Genomic DNA, 18536 nt, shown 5'->3' on the forward strand with positions numbered 1-18536 from the left:
GTCTTGAGGCGCCAGCGCCGGCTGGCACGAAGTCCCTGGCCGGCGCTGCGGATGATGCCGTGCAGCAACGAGGATCCCTGTACGCAATGGACGCAGCGCGAAGGCGCAGGCACGCTTGCGCGGAGCGTCCCCTTCGGGAGTAATCTGGTGCCGTCGGCGCATCCCCAGGCCCGGCATCCACATCGACAAACGCTGCCGTCAGGAGGAAGAACATGGCTTTCTCTGCACGTGTTTCGCATGCTCCGCTCGCACAGATCAACATCACGCCGCTGGTAGATGTCCTGCTGGTGCTGCTGGTGATCACCATGATCACCTCGCCCGTGCTGACGCACAAATTGAAACTCGACCTGCCGCAGCCCGGTGCCACCTTCGACCCACCGATCGAGCCGAGCATGGTGCAGTTGTCCATCCATGCCGATGGCTCGATGTACTGGAACGATGCACCCATCGACGCTGCGATGCTGTCCTCGCAGCTGGCCATCGCTTCGCACCTGCCAGTGCAACCCCATTTGGTCATCGACCCAGCCGACGGCGTCTCGTATCAGACCGTGGCCAGCGTGATTTCCGACGCCAAGCGACAAGGCCTGCAGAAGATCGATTTCACGGATCCCCGCTAAGCGTCAGCCGGATCGCCGACGAGGACGCATCGCGTCCTCGTCGGTGCCAAGACAACGCAAACGTCACACCGCACCGACATAAGCAAACCGCGCCGAAAGTCGCAGGAAAATGCGGCCCGGTGTTGTGCTGGCGTGCACATCGGCAGACCTACGCTTCCCTTCGTGCGATCTCGCCGCACTGCTGGAGGGAATGTTGATGAAACACAACCCGTCTATCGCAGGACGTAACACACTCGCCGCCGCCACGATGGCCGTGGCATGCATGGCGCTGCCGCTGCCTGTGCTCGCGCAATACCACCATGGCCCGCCGCCGGCGCACTACGAACACCACGACTATCACGGTCATTACGACAATCACTACAGCCATTACGACCACTACGATCACCACGACAACAGCGGTGCGATCGTTGCCGGTGCGCTGCTGGGCGTCGCCGCGGGCGTGGCCATTTCCAATGCGAACACGACGCAACCGCCGCCGACGGTGGTCTATACCTCGCCGCCGCCCCCGCCACCACCGGGCGTCGTTTACTACAACGACGGCTACTAGGTGGCTGCCGCCATTCACTGCATAGGGAGTACCGACGATGAAAAATTCGCTTCGTAGTCTGATCCTGCCGGCGCTGGTCTCCTTGGCGCTGGTGGCGGCTCCGGCATGGGCCCAGCAGGCCACGCCGGCCACACCCCCTGCCGCCCAGAAATTGCCCACCACCACGCCGCCGGGCGCGCAGGATCACGGGCAGAAACATGCGGATGCGGTCGAACAACGCATTGCCGACCTGCATGCCCAGCTGAAGATCACCGATCAACAGGCCAAGCCATGGGATACCTTCGCGCAGACCATGCGTGACAACGCGCGCAAGGCCGACCAGGCTTTCCGCGAGCGGGCGCAGAAGTTGCCCACGATGACGGCGGAAGACGCCATGAAGTCCTATGCCGATCTCACCGAGACGCACGCGGACAACATGAAGAAACTCTCGTCGGCCTTCAGCGACCTGTATGACGCGCTCTCGCCCGCGCAGAAACAGATTGCCGATGCGATGTACCGCAATCCCGGCGGCGGCAAGGGCGCCAGTCCGCACAAGGGCGGCAAGGCCAGCAAGGCCGCACCTGCCGGCGCGTCGTCATCGGCGCATAGCTGATCCACGCTGCACGGCCATCAGGCGCGGCACGATCATCGTGCCGCGCTTTTTTATGGCGCGCCCGCCGCTGTTACCAGCGCCGATGCCAGCGCGACACGGCGAACGCCGCCGAGCGGCCCGAAATGGTCCTGCGCCTCGTAGGTGGCATATCGAAGCTCGCTCACCTTCAGCCATGAAGGCGGCGGCACCACCGCACCCAGCCGACGACGAATCACCTCGGCCGGCACGCATCGACGATACAAACCCAGCGTGATGTGGGCGATATAAGGCGCTTGCCTGATCTCGGGGCTGCCCACAGCCAACGCCTCACGCCAGCGTGCCAACCGCCCCATGGGATCGCCCACCGGAATGAAGGCTGCGCTGGCAAAGCTGTCCAGTGGCGCCAGCGGCAACGCGCATTCGGTGCCCGCGTGCGCTTCCAGCAAAGCTACCTGATGGTCGAGACGATGCAGCGGGAAATCGTCATCGCGGTCGCCGGCGCCATGAAAGCCGCAGACATAGACCGTGACATGCGCCTGACGACGCGGACTGGGATGAATCAGGTCCGCCAGTTGTGCACGCGCCGCATCGATGTATTGGAGCAACGCGGGATCGTCGACCGGCAGCATCCAGATGCCGTAGCGGCGGCGCCCCCGATGCCACTCGGGGTAATCGCGCAGGTCGGCGACCAGGGTTTCGGCAGGGCCGCCGATGGGATCGGAAAACAGCATGACGCCGATAGTAACGGCAGCCGACATGGGGGCGGCGCGGCCCGGCATGTTGCGGGCCGGCCCGGTTGGTTTAGAGTGGCCACGCCAGACGCCACGGAGAACCGCATGCCTCGCTCGCGTCATCCCCTGCTCGCCGCCATCCTCTGGGGCGGATTCGTCGCCGGCACGCTGGACATCGGCGCCGCCAGCCTGATCAGCGGTTACGGTCCGCAGGTGATCCTCCGATACATCGCCGCCGGACTGCTCGGCAAAGCAGCGCTGGCCGGAGGCGCCACGGAAGCCGCACTCGGCCTGGTACTGCAGTGGGCCATGTCGCTGCTGATCGCCGCGATCTTCGTGCTCATCGTAGGGCGGCGCGTGGCCGCCACGCCACGCTGGCCGGTCTGGGGCGTGGCCTACGGCGTGGTGGTGTTCGCGGTGATGAACTACGTGGTGGTACCGCTCTCGGCACTGAGCAAGGTGCCGCATTTCAGCGTCTTCAGCTTCATCGCCAACCTGGCTGCGATGCTGCTGTTCGGCTGGATCATCGCGTTTTTCGCGCGCACCAAGTTGTCCAATCGGGCCGCGTAAACCAGGCCGTTGCGGCACACTAGGTGCAATGACTCACACGACCGAATCCGCCGCCAGTGGCTGGTGCCTGTACCTGATCGAATGCCGCGACGGCACCTACTACGCCGGCATCACCAACGACCTCGATGCGCGCTACCAGGCGCACGTCAGCGGCAAGGGCGCGCGCTATACGCGTTCGCATCCGCCGCTGCGCCTGCTGGGTTCGCGTGCCTACGACAACCGCGCAGCGGCATCGCGGGCGGAATGGGAGATCAAGCAATTGCCCAAGCATCGGAAGCTCGGCTACCTGAGCCGCGCGTCAGCGGCGGAAGCCGTCACCCCGCAAGCGGAATGACGGCATCCAAACCAGCCGCGCTACGAGGATTTCTTCAGCAGCGCGGTGAGCTTGTCCAGCTGTTCGCGGTAGCCGTCGAGCGTCTTCGCGGTGACCTGTGCGTACTGGTTCGCCTCGTCCCAGCGGCGTCCTTCGATCGCCTCGCGCACGCCCGGCACGGTCTTCACGCCATAGCCGGTGAGCATGCCCGGCGCATACACCATGTGCTTGAACCAGGGCCGCTCCGGCAGGCCATTCGCGCTGGTGAGCGACTGTTCCATCTGCCCCATCAACGCGTTGATCTGCTGCAGCTGCGCGGCCGGCAGATTGAAATCGCTGGCGGCACGCTGGCTGTAGGCCGCCTCGAACGCCTGCGCGCTCTTCTTCAATTTCCTGGCGGCATCGTCGAGCGGCGCGAGCTTGATGTCCGGCACGTCCGAATCGCGCTCGGGCGGCAGCAAGGGCCGGGTGGGATCGGAGGTGAGTGCGTACGCGTGTTTGTCGAGCAATTGATGCTGTTGCTCGGTGTCCTTGCGCGTATCGCCCACCAGCTTGTGCAACTCCTGGACGTAGCGATCGAAGGTATCGCTGAAGTCGTTGAAGCGCATCGGCAACACGCTGGCGCCGGCCGTGCGCAACACGATGTGGCCGGCCACTTTCGACAACGCCACGCCGTACTGGAAGTCCGGATCGCCGAAGCGCACGTAGTGCTCGAACGTATCGTAGGCCGAGTGATAGATGCCGTCCTGGTCGTCCTCGCCGCTGAAGCCGAGGTCGAGCGAGGCGATGCCCAGATGTTCGAGGAACGTGCTGTAGTCGGAGCCCGAACCCAGCGCCTCGATCGGCACGTCGCCACCGGCAGCGGCGAGCTTGGCGAATTCCTTGGCTTCGGGCTTGGCGTCCTTGGCATTGCCGGCAACCATCACATGCGCACGCCGGCGTTCCAGCACGCTGCCCTTGGTTTCCGGATCGGTCACGCCCTCGGCCACCTGGTTCACCAGGTGCTGGTAGGAGTGGCTGCCACCGGCTTCGAGGAAACCGCGGCCGTTGGTATCGGAGTTGAGATAAAGCACGGCCTTCTGCTTCAACTCGTCGCCATGCGTTTCGGCCCATTCGGTGGAACCGAGCAGGCCGGCCTCTTCGCCATCCCAGCTCGCGTAGACCAACGTGCGCTGCGGGCGCCAGCCCTGCTTGTACAGCGTGCCGATGGCCTTGGCTTCGGCCAGCAGGGCCACGTTGCCGGCCAGCGGATCCCACGCGCCGAAGACCCAACCGTCGTGATGGTTGCCGCGCACGATCCAGCGATCGGGTTCGGTGGCACCCTTGAGCGTGGCGATCACGTCGTACACCGGCTTCTGGCCCCAGTCCGACAGCACGGTCAAATGCACCGGCGCTGCGCTGGGTCCGATGTGATAAGTGATCGGCAGCGAACCGCGCCAGCCACCCGGCGCCACCGGACCGGTGAGCGATTTCAGCAGCGGCGTGGCATCGGCATAGGAGATCGGCAAGACCGGAATCTTCAGGATGGTCTTGGCGTCTTTGATATCCAGGCGCTTGGCATCGGCGGTGGAACCGTAGCCGGGCGTGAGCGGATCGCCGGGATACTGCTGCATGTCGGCCACCGAGCCGCGCTGCACGCCATCTTCCGGACGCCAGCCGCCCTGCGGATAGGTGTCGCCCTGGGCGTAGCCGTCGTCGTGCGGATCGGAATAGATCAGGCAACCCACGGCGCCGTGCTGCTGCGCCAGCTTGGGCTTGAGGCCGCGCCAGCCGCCGCCGTAGCGCGCGATCACGATCTTGCCGCGCACGTCGATGCCGCGACGGGCCAGATCCTTATAGTCGTCCGGCATGCCGTAGTTCACGTAGACCAGCGGCGCACTGACGTCGCCATCGCCTCCGTAGACGTTGTACGGCGGCAGCACGTCGGTCTTGATCGCCGAGCTGGCATCGCCTGCCACCGCGGGCTCATGCAGCTTGGCGGTATACGGGTGCGGCCCCTTCAGTTCCAGCGCCACTTTCTTGGGCGTGGGATAAAGCACGTTGAAGGTTTCGATATGGGCATCCCAGCCCCACTCCTTGAACTTGGCCAGCATGAACTCCGCGTTCGCCTTGTCGTGCGGCGAGCCGACCTGGTTGGGTGCGGCGGACATCTGCTTGAGCCATTCGCGCTGGTCGGCCGGATCGAGCAAGGCATCGAAGCGCTGCTCCAGGCTCTTCTGCGCGGCGGCACCGCTGGCACTGAAGCCGAGCATGCCCTGCTCGGGGGCGTGTTCATCAGCGGCCAGTGCGCTGCCCATGGAGGCCAGCAGGCAGGCCGCCAGCAGCGGCCGTATCGTCAAACGGGTCATGCATTCTCTCCCCAGCGGTGGTGCGTAGAGGCATGTCGCGATCTCTCGCCGCGACGACATTCAAGGCTGTCGTGGCACTTATACCCTGTGCCCGGTGGCGACCGTCTAGGACAAAGGTCATGCATGGCGGGAAAAACCACTGAAGTTCGACCGCCCGGCGCCGATAACCCCCATGGCGCCGCAAGACCGCGCCACCACCAACCCCTCCAAGGCGGGACACGTATGCTGCAAACGGCGCCGAACATCGCGTATCTCAAAGCCGCATGGGCCGCGTTCGCCGGCATCAGCGGCGCCAACGCCAAGCAGAGCTACGAGGCGGCAGGCCTGAGCTTCACGCGCATCAACCACTCCACCCTGGTGCGCAAGAACGACGTGCAGGTGTCCACCATGCCCATTCACTACACGCGGCACGACTTGCGTGTGGGCTTTCTGGGCCGCATCGAGAACGAAGTGCGCAAGGCGGCGTTCGAGATGGATGCGGTGTTCTACCGCGACCTGGATCTGCCCGAAGGCCATCATCTGGTGATCGAATTGGAGGAATGCCTGCGTCTGCTGCGCCGCCGCGGCAACCGCTCGCTGTCCATCCTGATCGAGCCCGATGGCAGCATCCCGCTGGATGCGGCGGTGCGCGTGGAAATGCGCGTATTCCTCGACGCGCCCCGTGCCTGTGTGTACGGCTGCGCCGCCGATGCGAGCGGCCAGGTCGACCTGCTGGACGGCGCCGCCAAGCGTGCCCGCATGCCCCGCGCCTCCGACTATGCCGGACTGGCCGCGCAGATAAGCAGCACCCTCAACGACGCGTTCGCCTCGTTGCCGCGCGCCCAATTGGCCGCCTGAACGTCTATTCCACCGGAATGTACAGATCGGTTTCCGAGGCCGGATCGTCCGGCGCCACGAAGCGTTCGTCGTAACGTTCGAAGCCCACGCCCGCCTGCGCGCGCAAACCCAGCTTGGGCAGCAGGCGCGTGTGGATGGTCTGGATGGTCTCGCCGATTTGCCTGGCCACGCCGCGGTGGGTGAACACGCCGTACTTCTGGGCGGGCACCCGGAACTTCACCATCCCCTCGGGCAGCGCCGCATCGTCCGCCACCGACAAGCCCGCCACGTAACGCAGCATGCCGTCCGGCAGCGCTGCGCACACGCCATAGGCCACGCCGGGTTCCACATTCGGCGCCACTTCCTGCTCCCGTGGCAGGAAGCGCTCCCACAACGGGCCGATACCGTTCGGGCTGCGGGCAATGTATTCCAGTCCGACGACGGTAAAGGCAGGCAGCGACACGATCCGGTGATCCATGGCTTTCGTCCTGGCGGAAACGTTGAACGAGCCCCAAGACTACGGCAATGGGCGGATGTGACAACAGGGTGAAAGTGGCCACTTGCGGGATGTCGATATGCCAGGTGCCCGTTCGTCGAGAGAGTAGACGCGGCATTCGCCTCTCGCGGCGGAGCGCGCGTCCCTCCCCCATGACGCTGAGGTTGTCCACCATGACGCAAGCCCCCGCCCTGGTCCCCGTGGCCGAACTGGTCAAACGCAACGGCGTACGGTTCGCCGGCGAAAGCCAGGCCTACCGTCGCGCCCGCGACGAACTGCTGGCCGAAGAAATCGAACTGCGCCGACACATCGAACGCGTCGCCGAACAGCGGCGCGACCTGCCGCCCGGGCCGGAAGCGAAAGGCGACTACCGCTTCGCGGGCGAACACGGCCCGCTCGATCTCGCCGGGCTGTTCGGCGACAAGCAGACCCTGGTCACCTACAACTACATGTTCGGTCCGCAGCGCGAACGTCCCTGCCCCATGTGCACCTCGCTGCTGAGCGCCTGGAACGGCGAAGCGGCCGATATCCAGCAGCGCGTGGCACTGGCCGTGATTGCCCGCTCGCCGATCGAACGCCTGCTCGCCTTCAAGCGGGAGCGCGGCTGGCGCGACCTGCCGCTGTATTCGGACCTCAACGGCGAATTCAGCCGCGACTACCACGCCATCGCCCCCGACGGCGGCGACGATCCCGCGTTCTGCGTGTTCACCCGTCGCGATGGCCACATCCGCCTGTTCTGGGCGGGTGAAATGGGCACGGAAACCGCCGATCCCGGCCAGGACCCGCGTGGCGCGCCCGACCTGATGCCGATCTGGACCATTCTCGACTGCGTGCCCGAAGGCCGCGGCGGCAACTGGTATCCGAAGCTCGATTACGGCACCTGACGACCGATGCGACGGGCCGCCTGATGGTGGCCCGTCGCATGGCCCGGCTCACGCGCCGGGCGTCTTCAGGCAATTGACCATCCAGGACTTGCCGTAGCGATCGGTGAGCATGCCGAAGCGGTGGGCCCAGAAGGTTTCGTCGATCGGCATGTCGACCTTGCCGCCTTCGGACAAGGCCTTGAACACGCGCTCGGCTTCGGCCGGATCGTCGACGGTCACGTTCACGCAGCCCTTGGTGCTGGCGCTATGGGGCGGGCCGTCGGCGCCCATCAGGATGCCGCTGCCGGGTGTCTCCAGCTTCGAATGCATCACCCGGCCATGGGTCTCCGGCGGCATCTGCGCGGCCATCGGCGATTCGCCGTAGGTCATGCGCGCGGTGATCTTGCCCTGGAACGCCTTGGCGTAGAAATCGAACGCCTCCCGCGCCTGGCCGTCGAAATCGAGATAGGGAATGAATTGCATGGGAGCTACTCCTGCGAGTGGGGGATCAGCACGCGTTTCAGGGAAGCATGCCTTCGTCGGTGTTTCAGTCCGGTGTTCATGAGCATGACGAACGAGTGCCGCGTGGATCGACAGGAAGGCCGCAGGCGACATAGGCTGTGTACCCTCGGCCTGCCCTCTTCAACCACCAGGAGCGATCCGTGCCTTCCATCGTGACGCAACCCGTGGCTGCCCGGCTGACCCACGCAGCCATCTTCCTGGTGGTGACGCTGAAGCCCGATCCGCGCTGCGGCGATGCGGTGCGTGCGCTCTGCGGCGACTTGCCGTCGCTGTTGCGGGCGATCGGCTTTCGCAATCCCGACCGGCGGCTTTCCTGTGTGATGGGCTTCGGATCGGCGGCATGGGATTCGCTGTTTGGCCAACCGCGGCCGGCCGAACTGCATCCGTTTCGCGAGATCAAGGGCGTGCACCACGCGGTCTCCACGCCGGGCGACATCCTTTTCCATATCCGCGCCACGCACATGGACCTGTGCTTTGAACTGGCCACGCAGATCATGTGCCGCATCGGCGAGGTGGCGACCGCGGTCGACGAAGTGCATGGCTTCAAGTATTTCGACGAACGCGATCTGCTGGGCTTCGTCGACGGTACCGAAAACCCGGTGGATCAGGACGCCATGGATGCCACCATCATCGGCGACGAAGACCCGGCGTTCACCGGCGGCAGCTACGTGATCGTGCAGAAGTACCTGCACGACCTGACGGCCTGGAACGCGCTGCCGGTCGAGCGGCAGGAAACCATCATCGGCCGCAGGAAGCTCTCGGATATCGAACTGGACGACGATGCCAAGGCGCCCTATGCGCACAACGTGCTCACCAGCATCGAGGAAAACGGCCAGGCGCTGGAAATCGTGCGCGACAACATGCCGTTCGGCGAGGTGGGCAAAGGCGAGTTCGGCACCTATTTCATCGGCTACGCACGGTCTCCTGCACGCATCGAGCAGATGCTCACCAACATGTTCGTGGGACAGCCGCCCGGCAATTACGATCGCCTGCTCGACTTCAGCACCGCCGTCACCGGTTCGCTGTTCTTCGTGCCATCGGCGAGCTTCCTCGAGAACGTACCGGTACCGGCCCAGGGTTCACCGGCTTAGGCAACCTGCTCAGGCCTTCACCAGGCCCTCGCTTTCGGTGTCGGACATGACGCGATTGCGCCCGGTACGCTTGGCGCGATAGAGCGCGGCGTCGGCCTCCTTGCGCAGGTGTTGCAGTTCGTAGCCGGAGGTGTCGGTGGACGCCAGCCCGATGCTGGCGGAGAACGCGACCAAGCCGCCCTCGCCATTGACCGGCGTCGCCTCGATGGCGGTACGGATGCGGTCGGCGATGGCCATGCCCTGGTCGAGCGTGCACTCGGGCAACAGGATGCCGAACTCCTCGCCACCCAGACGTCCAAACAGATCGGTGGGACGCAGCTGTCGCTGGCACAACGCCACGGTGTGCTTGAGCACGACGTCGCCGGTGGCGTGGCCGTGCGTGTCGTTGATCTGCTTGAAGTGATCCAGGTCGATGGAGATCAGGCAGGCGCTGCCCTGGCGCTTTTCCAGCCCACGCAGCGTACGTTCGGCTTCGCTCACGAAATGCTGGTGATTGAAGATGCCGGTGAGGCCGTCGTGGTGGGAAAGCATCTTGAAGCGCAGCTGCGAGCGCTTGATCCTCAGCAGCCAGAAGAAGATCGAGACCAGCACCAGCAACAGCAAGATGATGTACAGGCGGCTGGTTTCGACGGCCTTGGTATCCAGTGCCTGCTGCAGGCGCAGGATGCTGTTCTGCTTGCTCAGTCCCTCGGTTTCCAGCTTTTGCGCCAGCACGTGCTGCTGCACGGCGGCATAGGCCAGCGACCTTGCGCTGATGTCGTCGAGGTAGCCCTTGTCCTGCGCCGCGTAGAGTTCGTAGTAGGTCAGCGTGGCGTTGAGGTTGCCGCGCTTCTTCTCGATCCGGTAAAGCAGGTCGTAGGTTTCGCGCAGCCATTCGCTGATTTCGTCCGGCTCGCTCATGGCCAGCACGGCAAGGGCCGCCTTGCGCGCGTTGTTGTCTTCGCCGAGCTTTTCGTAGGTGAGCGCGAGTTGCTCCTGCACGCCGCGCATGTGCGAGTAGTAGCGGCTGGCGGTGATGCTGGGAAGAATGCGCTTGAGCAGATCCAGCGCCTTGGTCGGCTGCCCTTCGTTCAAGTAGAGGCTGCTCTTGATCAGCCGCAAGGTGTTGGCGAACACCGGCTGCCCGGCGGCCAGGCAGGTGTCGATGCCTTCCTGCAGCATCGGGCTGGACGAGGTGAGCCGGTTGCTCTTGTCGAGCGCGCTGAGCTCCATCGACAACGGATTGCACAGGGTTTCGCCCGGCGGCAGCGTGTCCTCCATCATCCTGGCGTACTTGATCGCCAGATCGGTCTGCCCGGCGTAGACCATCAGCTGCGAGAGATTGGCCAGCACCGTGAAGCGGGTCAGCTTGTCGGTGACCTCCGGCAACTCCGAAGCCAGTTGGTTGGCGAGGGTGAAGGCTTCTTCGTAGTGATTGCTGATGCCCAGGTTGTGCATGAGCAAGGCGGAGGCCTTGGCCTTCAGCGTGATGTCGCCGGAATGATCGATGACATCGCGCAGCATGCTGTTGGCCTTGGGGGCATCGCCCTCGAAGGCCGTCTGCCAGGCTTCCAGATAGCGCAGATACCAGCGCTGACCAGAGGTCAGCTGCGGCGCCTCGCTGCGCATCTGCTCCAGCATGAGCACGAACCGCGGGTGGTCGCTGGTGCGCACACGCTCGGTCTGTTCGAGGAACGCGCCGGGATCGGCGATCTCCGGCGCTGCATGAACCGCCTCGGCCAGTACGCACAAGGCCAGGCCCGCCGAGGCGAGCCATGGCCAGTAACGACGCCACCGTTGCGGCATGTCGGCTGCCTAGCCTTTCGGCGAAGCCGCGCCCTTCTGGGGCTCGGCGGGATCCAGCGGCTCCCCTTCGTCCTCGCGCTCGGGCTCGTCGCCCTCGGGGAACGTCTGCGAGCTCTGGGTCACGTGCATGACCCGCTTGCCGAACTCCTGCGCCAGCCACGAGCTGTCGCCCGAGGCCACCGCGGCCATCAACGCTTCGGACGCTTCCGCGGCCTCGAGCGTGCTGTTCAATTCGTCGGCCGGTGCGTGACGCAGCGTGGCGTCCTGGCCAATGGCTTCGAGCCAATCCATCGTGTCAGTCATACATTTCCCCCAAGTGTGTTCCGGTGATGTTCCGCCATCGTGTTCGGTACTTGCCAACCTTGTCTTGCGGCACCAGCTTGCTGAAACATGATGACGTTCGCCATCGCTGTTCGACCGTTGCCGTGAACGCTGCGGGCCTCTCCCCCGCGGCGTGCTTCAACTGTACCGCCTTACGCCGGCATGCCGGCTTTTTCCTGCGCGTCCAGCGCAGCCAGCCTTGCCTGGATGGCGAGGTTGGGTTTGAGCGTTTCGGCCGGAGGCAGGATCACGGTTTCCTCGGCCGGCAACTCGATGTTGGGCAGATCCCGCAAGGCGACGCGCCGGATGCCGGGCTGCTGGATCGGCAGCGTGGCCGCGCGGTAGACGATCACCTCGTGGTCCAGCGGATAGTGTTCGCTCAGCAGTTCCACCAGCACCTGGCGATAGGCCGGCCCGGTCTGGAAGCGCGCCAGCGAACGATCGCCGACCAGCCCGACCTGCCATAGCACCAGGTAGCCGGTGGGATCGATGCGGCGCTCGAACAGCAGGAGCTGGCTCGCCTCGAAATGCTGGCAGCCGAAACGGCCGGGGTCGATCCCCAGATCGGCGTAGAGGCAGTCCTCGGCGGAAATGCCCGGCTCCATGTGCGCGGCGTAACCTTCGGCGCGGGCCGCCTCGATCACCTTGTGCGGCGCCCAGGCGAAGATGCCCGGATGCCCGTAGAACACGCCGCAGACGCGCTTGCCGGCACGCACCTCGGTCATCATCAGCTCGACCCACTGGCGATAGGTGGTGAGCCGCGACTTGCCTTCCTGGTAGTAGGACTGGAGGCTGCGCACGTCCGGATGCATGCGCTGCAGCCACATCTCCACGATGCCGTCGGAAAGACCCGCAAACACCACGTCCGCCTGCGCGATATGACTGCGCGCCAGCGGGGTGAGGTGCGAGCCCAGGGTCATGCCCAGGCCGACGCAGGCCAGGCTTCCGCGCGGCGTGGCTTTTGTGGGCTGAGTCTCAGGATTTGTCATCGCTTGATAGTAGGGCAATTTCAGGGGTCTGCGCACGTCAAGAGACATATGACAAACAGAAGGTCAGGCATGCCTGCAAGCGGATGCGGCAGCCTCAGTACGTAAGCGCCTGACCTTCCTGCGTGGCATCACACAAGGCGGGGCGGACAGAAAGCGTTTACAACGTTTGCTCGATATTCGTCCAAGGGTGCGCCCTCGCGCGGCCTACAACGGCCGGACTATCGAAAGCGCGATGATTTTGCGTCTGCACCGGGATCCGGCTGCCCGGCCCGGCAGGCGCCCATCCCGCCGGAACCGCAACGGCATTGCGTCCGGACAGCATTGCTTGCAGTCCCGTGGGGCTCCCGGCAAGCTTCTCCGTTTCGCCAAACCGGAAGTGCCATGTCCTCACAAGAAATCATCATCCAGATCATGCCCGCCACCGGCTGGGTTGCCGTGTTCGACGAGAGTGGCGACGAAAGTGCGGAAGCGCTGGTCTGCTTCGCGCTGGTGGAATCCACCCAGGGCGGCGGCACGCGCCGCGACGTGCGCCCGATGCTGGTGAACGGCAAGCAGATCAGCTTTGCCGACTCGGCGCCGAATTTCCTGCGCGTCGAAGAACTGGAAACCTTCGAAGACGAAGGCGAGGAAGAAGAGGAAGAAGACGGCGAGGAGTAATCCCTCGCTGCGGGCTTCACTCGAAGGCCGGCGCCTGTGCGCCGGCCTTCTTTATTTCGCGATCTCGATCACCACCTTGCCGCGTGCTTCGCGCTGTTCGATCAAGGCGTGAGCGTCGGCCACGCTGTCGAGATCGAAGCGGTGGGCATCCACGAACGGGGTGATCTTGCCCGCCTCGGCCAAGCGCGTGACCTCGCGCAGGATCTCGCCATGGTGTTCGCGCCCCTCGCCCGTCAACAGCGGCAACAACGTGAACACGCCCGAATAAGTGCCTGCGCGAAACGACAGCGGTGCCAGCGCGTGCGTGCCCCAGCCCAACGCACTCACCACATGGCCGAAGCGCCTGACCGCCTGGAACGATGCATCCAGTCCCGCGCCGCCCACGCTGTCGTAGACCAGCTCGAAGCCCAGGCCGCCGGCGTGTTCGGCGACGTAGCGTTCAACCGACGTCGTGCGGTCGATCGGCGTCGCGCCCCAGCGGCCGATGTCCTGCGCCTTGGCTGCGCCATCCACGGCGAACACCCTGGCGCCAAACGCCACCGCCAGCTGGATGACGGCATTACCGACGCCACCGGCGCCCTGCACCAGTACGGTCTGGTCCGCCTTTACCTGGGCGCGGTCCACCAGGCCTTCCCACGCGGTAATGAACGCCAGCGGCAATGAGGCCGCCTCGCGCATGCTGAAGTGGGCAGGCTTGGGCGCCAGCAGGCGCGCGTCCACGGCGGCGTACTCGGCCAGCGAACCCTGGATGCCGCCCACGCCACCGGTCATGCCGTACACCTCGTCGCCGACACGGAACGTGCCGACGCCCGGCCCGACGCTCTCCACCACGCCAGCCAGATCGATGCCGAGAATGGCTGGCAGCGGATGCCGCGCATGGTCGGCCTTGCCTTCGCGGATCTTCAGATCGAGCGGATTCACCCCGCTGGCCACCACACGCACCAGCACCTGCCCCGGACCGGCCAGCGGCCGCGCCACGGCGGTGCGGCGAAAGACCTTGCCATGCTGTTCGAGCACGGCGGCTTGCATCGAAGCTTGAGCGTTCACGGCGACTTCCTCGTTTTGGAATGCACACAAGGTACGTCAGTACCAATTGCATGAAAACTAAATAAAATGCATTCTTTCCATGCATAAATGCATGACATGGCCGACCGGCAAATCCAAGGCATCCACGATGGAATGGAGCGACCTGCGCATCTTTCTCGCCATCGCCCGCGAAGGCACGCTGGGCGCAGCGGCCCGCACGCTCGGGCAAACCCAGCCCACCATGGGCCGGCGACTGCGGGCCCTGGAGGCTTCGCTGGGCCAGACCCTGTTCCAGCGCACCAGCGACGGCTTCGTGCTGACCGAGGAAGGCGCGGTGGTCTGCCAGCACGCCGAGCGCATGGAGCAGGAAGTGCTCGCCTTCGAGCGCACACTGGCCGGCCAGCAACAGGAACTCGACGGCCTGCTGCGCATCACTTCGTCGGACTGGTTCGGCAGCCATGTGCTGACCCCGGTGCTGGCGGAGTTTTCGCGCGAGCATCCGCGCGTCACGCTGGAACTGCTCACCGATACGCGCTTCCTCAGCCTGGCCCGCCGCGAGGCCGACCTCGCCTTCCGCATCAAGCCTTTCGAAGAGCCCGACGTGGTCTCGCGCAAACTGCTGCGCATGCCTTATGCGGTCTATCTGAAGAAAGGCGCGCGCCGGCCGAAGCCGGGCGATGGCAAGGGCGCATCGCTGATCACCATGGACCAGGCCTTCGGCGACATGCCGGACGTCGCCTGGCTGCAGGCCCAGTTTCCCCACGCCACGGTGGCGTTTCGCAGCAACGCGCGCGACGTGCACGCGCGCCTGTGCGCCCAGGGCGTGGGGCTGGCCGTATTGCCGCGACCGCTGGGCGACGCCACCCAGGGCATCGAGCGCCTGCCGATGAAAGAAGATCCGCCGCCGCGCGACACCTGGATCGGCTATCACCGCGACCTGCGCCGCCTCGCCCGCCTGCGCGCCCTGCTCGATCTGGTGATCGAACGGCTCGCGTAGACCAGGCTTCCACGACAGCAGCCTCCTGTGGGAGCAGCCTTGGCCGCGACAAGCCGGTACAGAGGTAACGACGCGACTCCGCGGTCGCGCGCAAGCGCGCTCCCACAAAGGCGGTGAGTCGACTGCTCATGCATGGGCTTTTGTGGGAGCGGCCTTGGCCGCGACAAGCCGGTACAGAGGCAGCGGCGCGACTCCGCGGTCGCGCACGAGTGCGCTCCCCCATTTGGCGAGGTGCTCAAGCGGTTCGCGAGGAGCGCGAGGCCATGCGCTCGTTGACGCGTTCGCTCTCCCGGCACAGGTCCCGCGCATAGGCCTCGAAGATCGGCTGGAAATCCGGCATGGTCTTTCTCAGCAGCGCAAACACCACGCCGGAAAAACGTTCCTGCATGCTGAACTCGATCGCGCCGTCGTCCAGCGGGCGCAGCTCGAAACGGCGCACGCCCCGGAAGACGAAACGGAGGCCATCGCTCCACACCATGCGCCGCGGCGCCTGCACCTGCGACACCCTTGGCGTGAACACTCGCTCGACGCCAGGCACACGCAGCCCAAGACGCTCGCCTTCGCGGATATCGCCGTCGATGCGTTCCACCGTCGAGTTCCACTGCGAGAACCCCTGCGCATCGGTGAGCACCCACCAGATCACCTCCTGCGGCGCAAAAATGGCCATGCGCACGCAGCAGGTCATCGAGTAACGGTCGCTGGTCTGGATGAACACCGGCTCACTCATGGGCCGGTACGCCCAGGCAAGCGGCCTTCGCCGAGTTGCCGATCAGCCACGCCACCGGCATGCCGACCAGCACCACATGACTGAACAGTTGTTCCATCACGCCGGTGCCGGTGAAGTGCGGAAACACCGTGGGCCAGCGCAGCGGTAGCACCACCAGGTACATCGTCGCCCACAGCAGCAGCCCATAGGCGGTGCCGGCAAGCACGGGCTGCGACGCGAGCTTCGACCAGAAGCGGACGGCCAGCGCGAACACGTACACCATCGCCAGCATGATGGCGAAGTGCAGCAGCACGCCGACCACGATGGCTGCACCGGGCGAACTCTTCGCACCCGGCCAGATGGCCGAGGCGATGCCGATCGGCACGATCAACGCGTTGCGTCCTTCGAGCAAGGCGTAGACGAAGGCGGAAAGCAGATCCAGCACACCGGCGATCGCGGTCGCCTGGAGAATGACACTCATGGGAATGTGGACGGTCGGTTTCATGTCGTATCCGATGCGAAGGGAAAGGGCTGCGCCTTCAAGGACAGCAGGCCAAAACTAGGGCGCCTCCCACACAACCGAAACGTGATTTCGACCAGCGGACCGTTCGAAACCGCTGAACGGTACGGCGCATGCTTTTCTGCCGAGAGGGGCTGGCGCACACTGTGTTGCCTATGACGCACAGCAAAGAACCCTTCGGACGTCGCCAGTTCTGGCTGTTCCAGACCGTTGGCTGGCTCGCCTATGGGCTGGTCAGCGCGCTGGGTGCATTGCCGTACAAGGACACCTATCCGGTCCTGCTGTACTTCCTCGGCACCTCCGTATCGGCGTTCTTCGCCAGCCTGCTGATGCTGCTGCTCTGCCGCCGACTGATCTCGCGGCAGACACCGTGGTTCAAGACGGTGCTGCTGGTCGTGCTGTGCGCTTACCTGCTGGGCATCGTCTGTTCGATCATCGGCACCGCACTCGAAGCGACCGTGGGCCATGCCCGCCCCGGCGGCCCGCATTGGGGTTCCATCGCGCTGGTCGGTTTTGCGAACGCGTTCGGGCCTGCCATCGTGCTGCTGGCATGGAGTGCGTTGTATCGCGGCGCCTGGCACTGGCGTGAAATCCGCGATCGCGAACGGCAACTGCTGCTGGCCGAATCCCTGATGCGCGACGCGCAGCTCAAGGCACTGCGTTACCAGATCACTCCGCACTTCCTGTTCAACACGCTCAACGGCATTTCCACGCTGGTGGGCGAAGGCGAGACGCAGTCCGCGCGACGCATGATCTCCCTGCTGGCGGACTTCCTGCGCTCCACCCTGGAGCCGGCGCGGCAAGGCGATGTGACCATCGCGCAGGAACTCACCCAGCTCATGCAATACGTGGAGATCGAACAGGTGCGGCTGGGCACGCGGCTGACGGTGTCGGTGCACTGCGATCCCGAGGCCAGGGAGACGCAGATTCCCCACCTGCTGCTGCAACCGCTGGTGGAGAACGCCATCCGCCACGGCATCGCACCCTGCCACGATGCCGGCATGCTGTCGGTGGCCGTGACGGCCAAGGGCGACAAGGTGCGCATCTCCATCTACAACAGCGCCGGGACCGAGCATGCGCGCTGCCAGGCCAACGGCCTTGGCCTGACCAATACCTCGGCACGCCTGGCCGCGCGCTACCAGGACGACTATCGCTTCTCCGCCGCTGGCGATGCGCGGCACGGATGGAACACCATCATCGAGATCCCGCGCCACGGCAGCACGGAACGCTCGACATGATCCGCGTACTGATCGTCGATGACGAACCGCTGGCACGGCGCGGTGTTCGCGTCTGCCTTCGCCGTGCGGCGGATGTCACCGTGGTGGGCGAAGCCGAGTGCAGCGACGATGCCCTGGCGATGATCGACCGGCTTCGCCCCGACCTCGTTTTCCTGGACGTGCAGATGCCGGGCGTGGACGGCTTCGGCATGCTCGCGCAGATGCACAGCGACGCGCCGCCGCTGGTCGTCTTTCTCACCGCCCACGAGGCCTATGCGCTCAAGGCGTTTGACGTGCGGGCCATCGACTATGTGATGAAGCCCATCGACGATGACCGCTTCGATGAAGCGCTTCGCCTGGCACGCCAACGCCTGCGCGAACGCTCCGCCGAAAGGCAGCTGGCGCACCAGCGGGAAACAGCCGCGGCGTGGGAGCCGGCGCAAGGCGAACGCTGGCAGACCCGCTTTGAAATACGCCATGGTGGAAAAATGCGCTGGATCGAGGCCGGCGACATCGACTGGATCGAAGCCAGCGGCGACTACGTGACCTTGCATGTGGGTTCGCGCATCCACATGATCCACGCCAGTCTCGACAGCATCGAACAACGGCTCGACCCTTCGCGATTCACGCGCATCCACCGCTCCAGCATCGTTGCGCTCGACCGCATGCAGGGTTTCAGCCTGCTGCCCAGCAGGGATGCCATCATCACGCTCAAGGATGGCACCGAGCTGCGTGTGAGCCGGCGTTTCCGGCATCGGCTACGGCTTGACGCGATACGCACGTTGTAATGCCCATCGAGATGCGGCAAGCCTGGGCTGCGCTATAGTGCCCCT

General features: G+C 65.1%; 22 protein-coding genes. 12 read left to right on the forward strand and 10 right to left on the reverse strand.

Features of this window, described 5'->3' with window-relative positions:
* Positions 1-212: 212 nt before the first annotated feature.
* The 3 genes from ACN9MB_RS15350 to ACN9MB_RS15360 all read left to right on the forward strand — a co-directional run bounded on the left by ACN9MB_RS15350 (position 213) and on the right by ACN9MB_RS15360 (position 1756).
* Complete coding sequence (locus ACN9MB_RS15350; protein WP_426269495.1) at positions 213-617, forward strand: ExbD/TolR family protein; 405 nt, start codon at positions 213-215, stop codon at positions 615-617.
* A gap of 196 nt (positions 618-813) precedes the next feature.
* Complete coding sequence (locus ACN9MB_RS15355; RefSeq protein ID WP_426269496.1) at positions 814-1164, forward strand: hypothetical protein; 351 nt, start codon at positions 814-816, stop codon at positions 1162-1164.
* Between the two features lie 37 nt (positions 1165-1201).
* Positions 1202-1756 (forward strand): Spy/CpxP family protein refolding chaperone, encoded by a 555-nt coding sequence (locus ACN9MB_RS15360; protein WP_426269497.1) that lies wholly within the window; start codon positions 1202-1204, stop codon positions 1754-1756.
* Between the two features lie 50 nt (positions 1757-1806).
* On the opposite strand, the gene ACN9MB_RS15365 is transcribed toward ACN9MB_RS15360, so the two are convergent.
* The gene (locus tag ACN9MB_RS15365) at positions 1807-2493 is read right to left on the reverse strand and encodes a hypothetical protein (RefSeq protein WP_426269498.1); all 687 of its coding nucleotides are present in this window, start codon (positions 2491-2493) and stop codon (positions 1807-1809) included.
* A gap of 78 nt (positions 2494-2571) precedes the next feature.
* Here ACN9MB_RS15365 and ACN9MB_RS15370 point away from each other — a divergent pair, with 78 nt between their 5' ends.
* Both ACN9MB_RS15370 and ACN9MB_RS15375 read left to right on the forward strand, forming a co-directional pair.
* Entirely contained in the window at positions 2572-3036 is a 465-nt protein-coding gene (locus ACN9MB_RS15370) for a hypothetical protein (RefSeq protein ID WP_426269499.1), read from the forward strand.
* Positions 3037-3064: 28 nt separating this feature from the next.
* Positions 3065-3370: a GIY-YIG nuclease family protein gene (locus ACN9MB_RS15375; RefSeq protein ID WP_204634249.1), complete on the forward strand. Its 306-nt coding sequence runs from the start codon at positions 3065-3067 to the stop codon at positions 3368-3370.
* 20 nt (positions 3371-3390) lie between these two features.
* On the opposite strand, the gene ACN9MB_RS15380 is transcribed toward ACN9MB_RS15375, so the two are convergent.
* Positions 3391-5697, reverse strand: coding sequence for a transferrin receptor-like dimerization domain-containing protein (locus tag ACN9MB_RS15380; RefSeq protein WP_426269500.1), 2307 nt, complete (start codon positions 5695-5697; stop codon positions 3391-3393).
* Positions 5698-5919: 222 nt separating this feature from the next.
* On the opposite strand from ACN9MB_RS15380, the gene ACN9MB_RS15385 reads away from it, so the two are divergent.
* Positions 5920-6534 (forward strand): hypothetical protein, encoded by a 615-nt coding sequence (locus ACN9MB_RS15385; RefSeq protein WP_426269501.1) that lies wholly within the window; start codon positions 5920-5922, stop codon positions 6532-6534.
* 4 nt (positions 6535-6538) lie between these two features.
* On the opposite strand, the gene ACN9MB_RS15390 is transcribed toward ACN9MB_RS15385, so the two are convergent.
* Positions 6539-6991, reverse strand: a complete 453-nt coding sequence (locus ACN9MB_RS15390; protein ID WP_426269502.1) for a GyrI-like domain-containing protein — start codon at positions 6989-6991, stop codon at positions 6539-6541.
* 191 nt (positions 6992-7182) lie between these two features.
* On the opposite strand from ACN9MB_RS15390, the gene ACN9MB_RS15395 reads away from it, so the two are divergent.
* Positions 7183-7893 carry a DUF899 family protein gene (locus ACN9MB_RS15395; protein ID WP_204634245.1) on the forward strand — a complete coding sequence of 237 codons (711 nt, stop codon included), beginning with the start codon at positions 7183-7185 and terminating at the stop codon, positions 7891-7893.
* 48 nt (positions 7894-7941) lie between these two features.
* Here ACN9MB_RS15395 and ACN9MB_RS15400 read toward each other — a convergent pair whose 3' ends face one another.
* The gene (locus tag ACN9MB_RS15400) at positions 7942-8355 is read right to left on the reverse strand and encodes a VOC family protein (RefSeq protein ID WP_204634244.1); all 414 of its coding nucleotides are present in this window, start codon (positions 8353-8355) and stop codon (positions 7942-7944) included.
* 179 nt (positions 8356-8534) lie between these two features.
* Between ACN9MB_RS15400 and ACN9MB_RS15405 the strand changes: the two genes are divergently transcribed.
* Complete coding sequence (locus ACN9MB_RS15405; protein WP_426269503.1) at positions 8535-9485, forward strand: Dyp-type peroxidase; 951 nt, start codon at positions 8535-8537, stop codon at positions 9483-9485.
* 9 nt (positions 9486-9494) lie between these two features.
* Here the strand turns inward: ACN9MB_RS15405 and ACN9MB_RS15410 are convergent, their stop codons facing one another.
* From ACN9MB_RS15410 to ACN9MB_RS15420, 3 genes are all read right to left on the reverse strand, one after another.
* A complete protein-coding gene (locus ACN9MB_RS15410) occupies positions 9495-11270 on the reverse strand; it encodes a tetratricopeptide repeat-containing diguanylate cyclase (RefSeq protein WP_204634242.1) in 1776 nt (591 codons plus the stop codon).
* 9 nt (positions 11271-11279) lie between these two features.
* A complete protein-coding gene (locus ACN9MB_RS15415) occupies positions 11280-11573 on the reverse strand; it encodes a hypothetical protein (RefSeq protein ID WP_204634241.1) in 294 nt (97 codons plus the stop codon).
* Positions 11574-11743: 170 nt separating this feature from the next.
* Positions 11744-12511, reverse strand: a complete 768-nt coding sequence (locus tag ACN9MB_RS15420; RefSeq protein WP_426271929.1) for an SAM-dependent methyltransferase — start codon at positions 12509-12511, stop codon at positions 11744-11746.
* Between the two features lie 450 nt (positions 12512-12961).
* Between ACN9MB_RS15420 and ACN9MB_RS15425 the strand changes: the two genes are divergently transcribed.
* Positions 12962-13237: a hypothetical protein gene (locus ACN9MB_RS15425; RefSeq protein ID WP_204634239.1), complete on the forward strand. Its 276-nt coding sequence runs from the start codon at positions 12962-12964 to the stop codon at positions 13235-13237.
* A 51-nt stretch (positions 13238-13288) separates the two neighbouring features.
* Here ACN9MB_RS15425 and ACN9MB_RS15430 read toward each other — a convergent pair whose 3' ends face one another.
* On the reverse strand, positions 13289-14284 hold the full coding sequence (locus tag ACN9MB_RS15430) for a zinc-dependent alcohol dehydrogenase family protein (RefSeq protein ID WP_426269504.1): 996 nt from the start codon (positions 14282-14284) through the stop codon (positions 13289-13291).
* Positions 14285-14375: 91 nt separating this feature from the next.
* On the opposite strand from ACN9MB_RS15430, the gene ACN9MB_RS15435 reads away from it, so the two are divergent.
* Positions 14376-15260 carry a LysR family transcriptional regulator gene (locus ACN9MB_RS15435; RefSeq protein WP_239535152.1) on the forward strand — a complete coding sequence of 295 codons (885 nt, stop codon included), beginning with the start codon at positions 14376-14378 and terminating at the stop codon, positions 15258-15260.
* 235 nt (positions 15261-15495) lie between these two features.
* Here ACN9MB_RS15435 and ACN9MB_RS15440 read toward each other — a convergent pair whose 3' ends face one another.
* Positions 15496-15987 carry an SRPBCC family protein gene (locus ACN9MB_RS15440; RefSeq protein ID WP_426269505.1) on the reverse strand — a complete coding sequence of 164 codons (492 nt, stop codon included), beginning with the start codon at positions 15985-15987 and terminating at the stop codon, positions 15496-15498.
* The gene (locus tag ACN9MB_RS15445) at positions 15980-16471 is read right to left on the reverse strand and encodes a hypothetical protein (protein WP_426269506.1); all 492 of its coding nucleotides are present in this window, start codon (positions 16469-16471) and stop codon (positions 15980-15982) included. The genes ACN9MB_RS15440 and ACN9MB_RS15445 overlap by 8 nt, the downstream gene beginning before the upstream one ends.
* Positions 16472-16641: 170 nt before the next feature.
* On the opposite strand from ACN9MB_RS15445, the gene ACN9MB_RS15450 reads away from it, so the two are divergent.
* Together ACN9MB_RS15450 and ACN9MB_RS15455 are read left to right on the forward strand one after the other, a co-directional pair.
* Positions 16642-17724: a sensor histidine kinase gene (locus tag ACN9MB_RS15450; protein WP_426269507.1), complete on the forward strand. Its 1083-nt coding sequence runs from the start codon at positions 16642-16644 to the stop codon at positions 17722-17724.
* Positions 17721-18491, forward strand: a complete 771-nt coding sequence (locus ACN9MB_RS15455) for a LytR/AlgR family response regulator transcription factor (RefSeq protein ID WP_426269508.1) — start codon at positions 17721-17723, stop codon at positions 18489-18491. Before ACN9MB_RS15450 ends, ACN9MB_RS15455 begins: the two co-directional genes overlap by 4 nt.
* Positions 18492-18536 lie beyond the last annotated feature (45 nt).

Origin of the sequence: Dyella kyungheensis (assembly GCF_049913195.1) — a bacterium.
Classification (GTDB): Bacteria; Pseudomonadota; Gammaproteobacteria; order Xanthomonadales; family Rhodanobacteraceae; genus Dyella; species Dyella kyungheensis.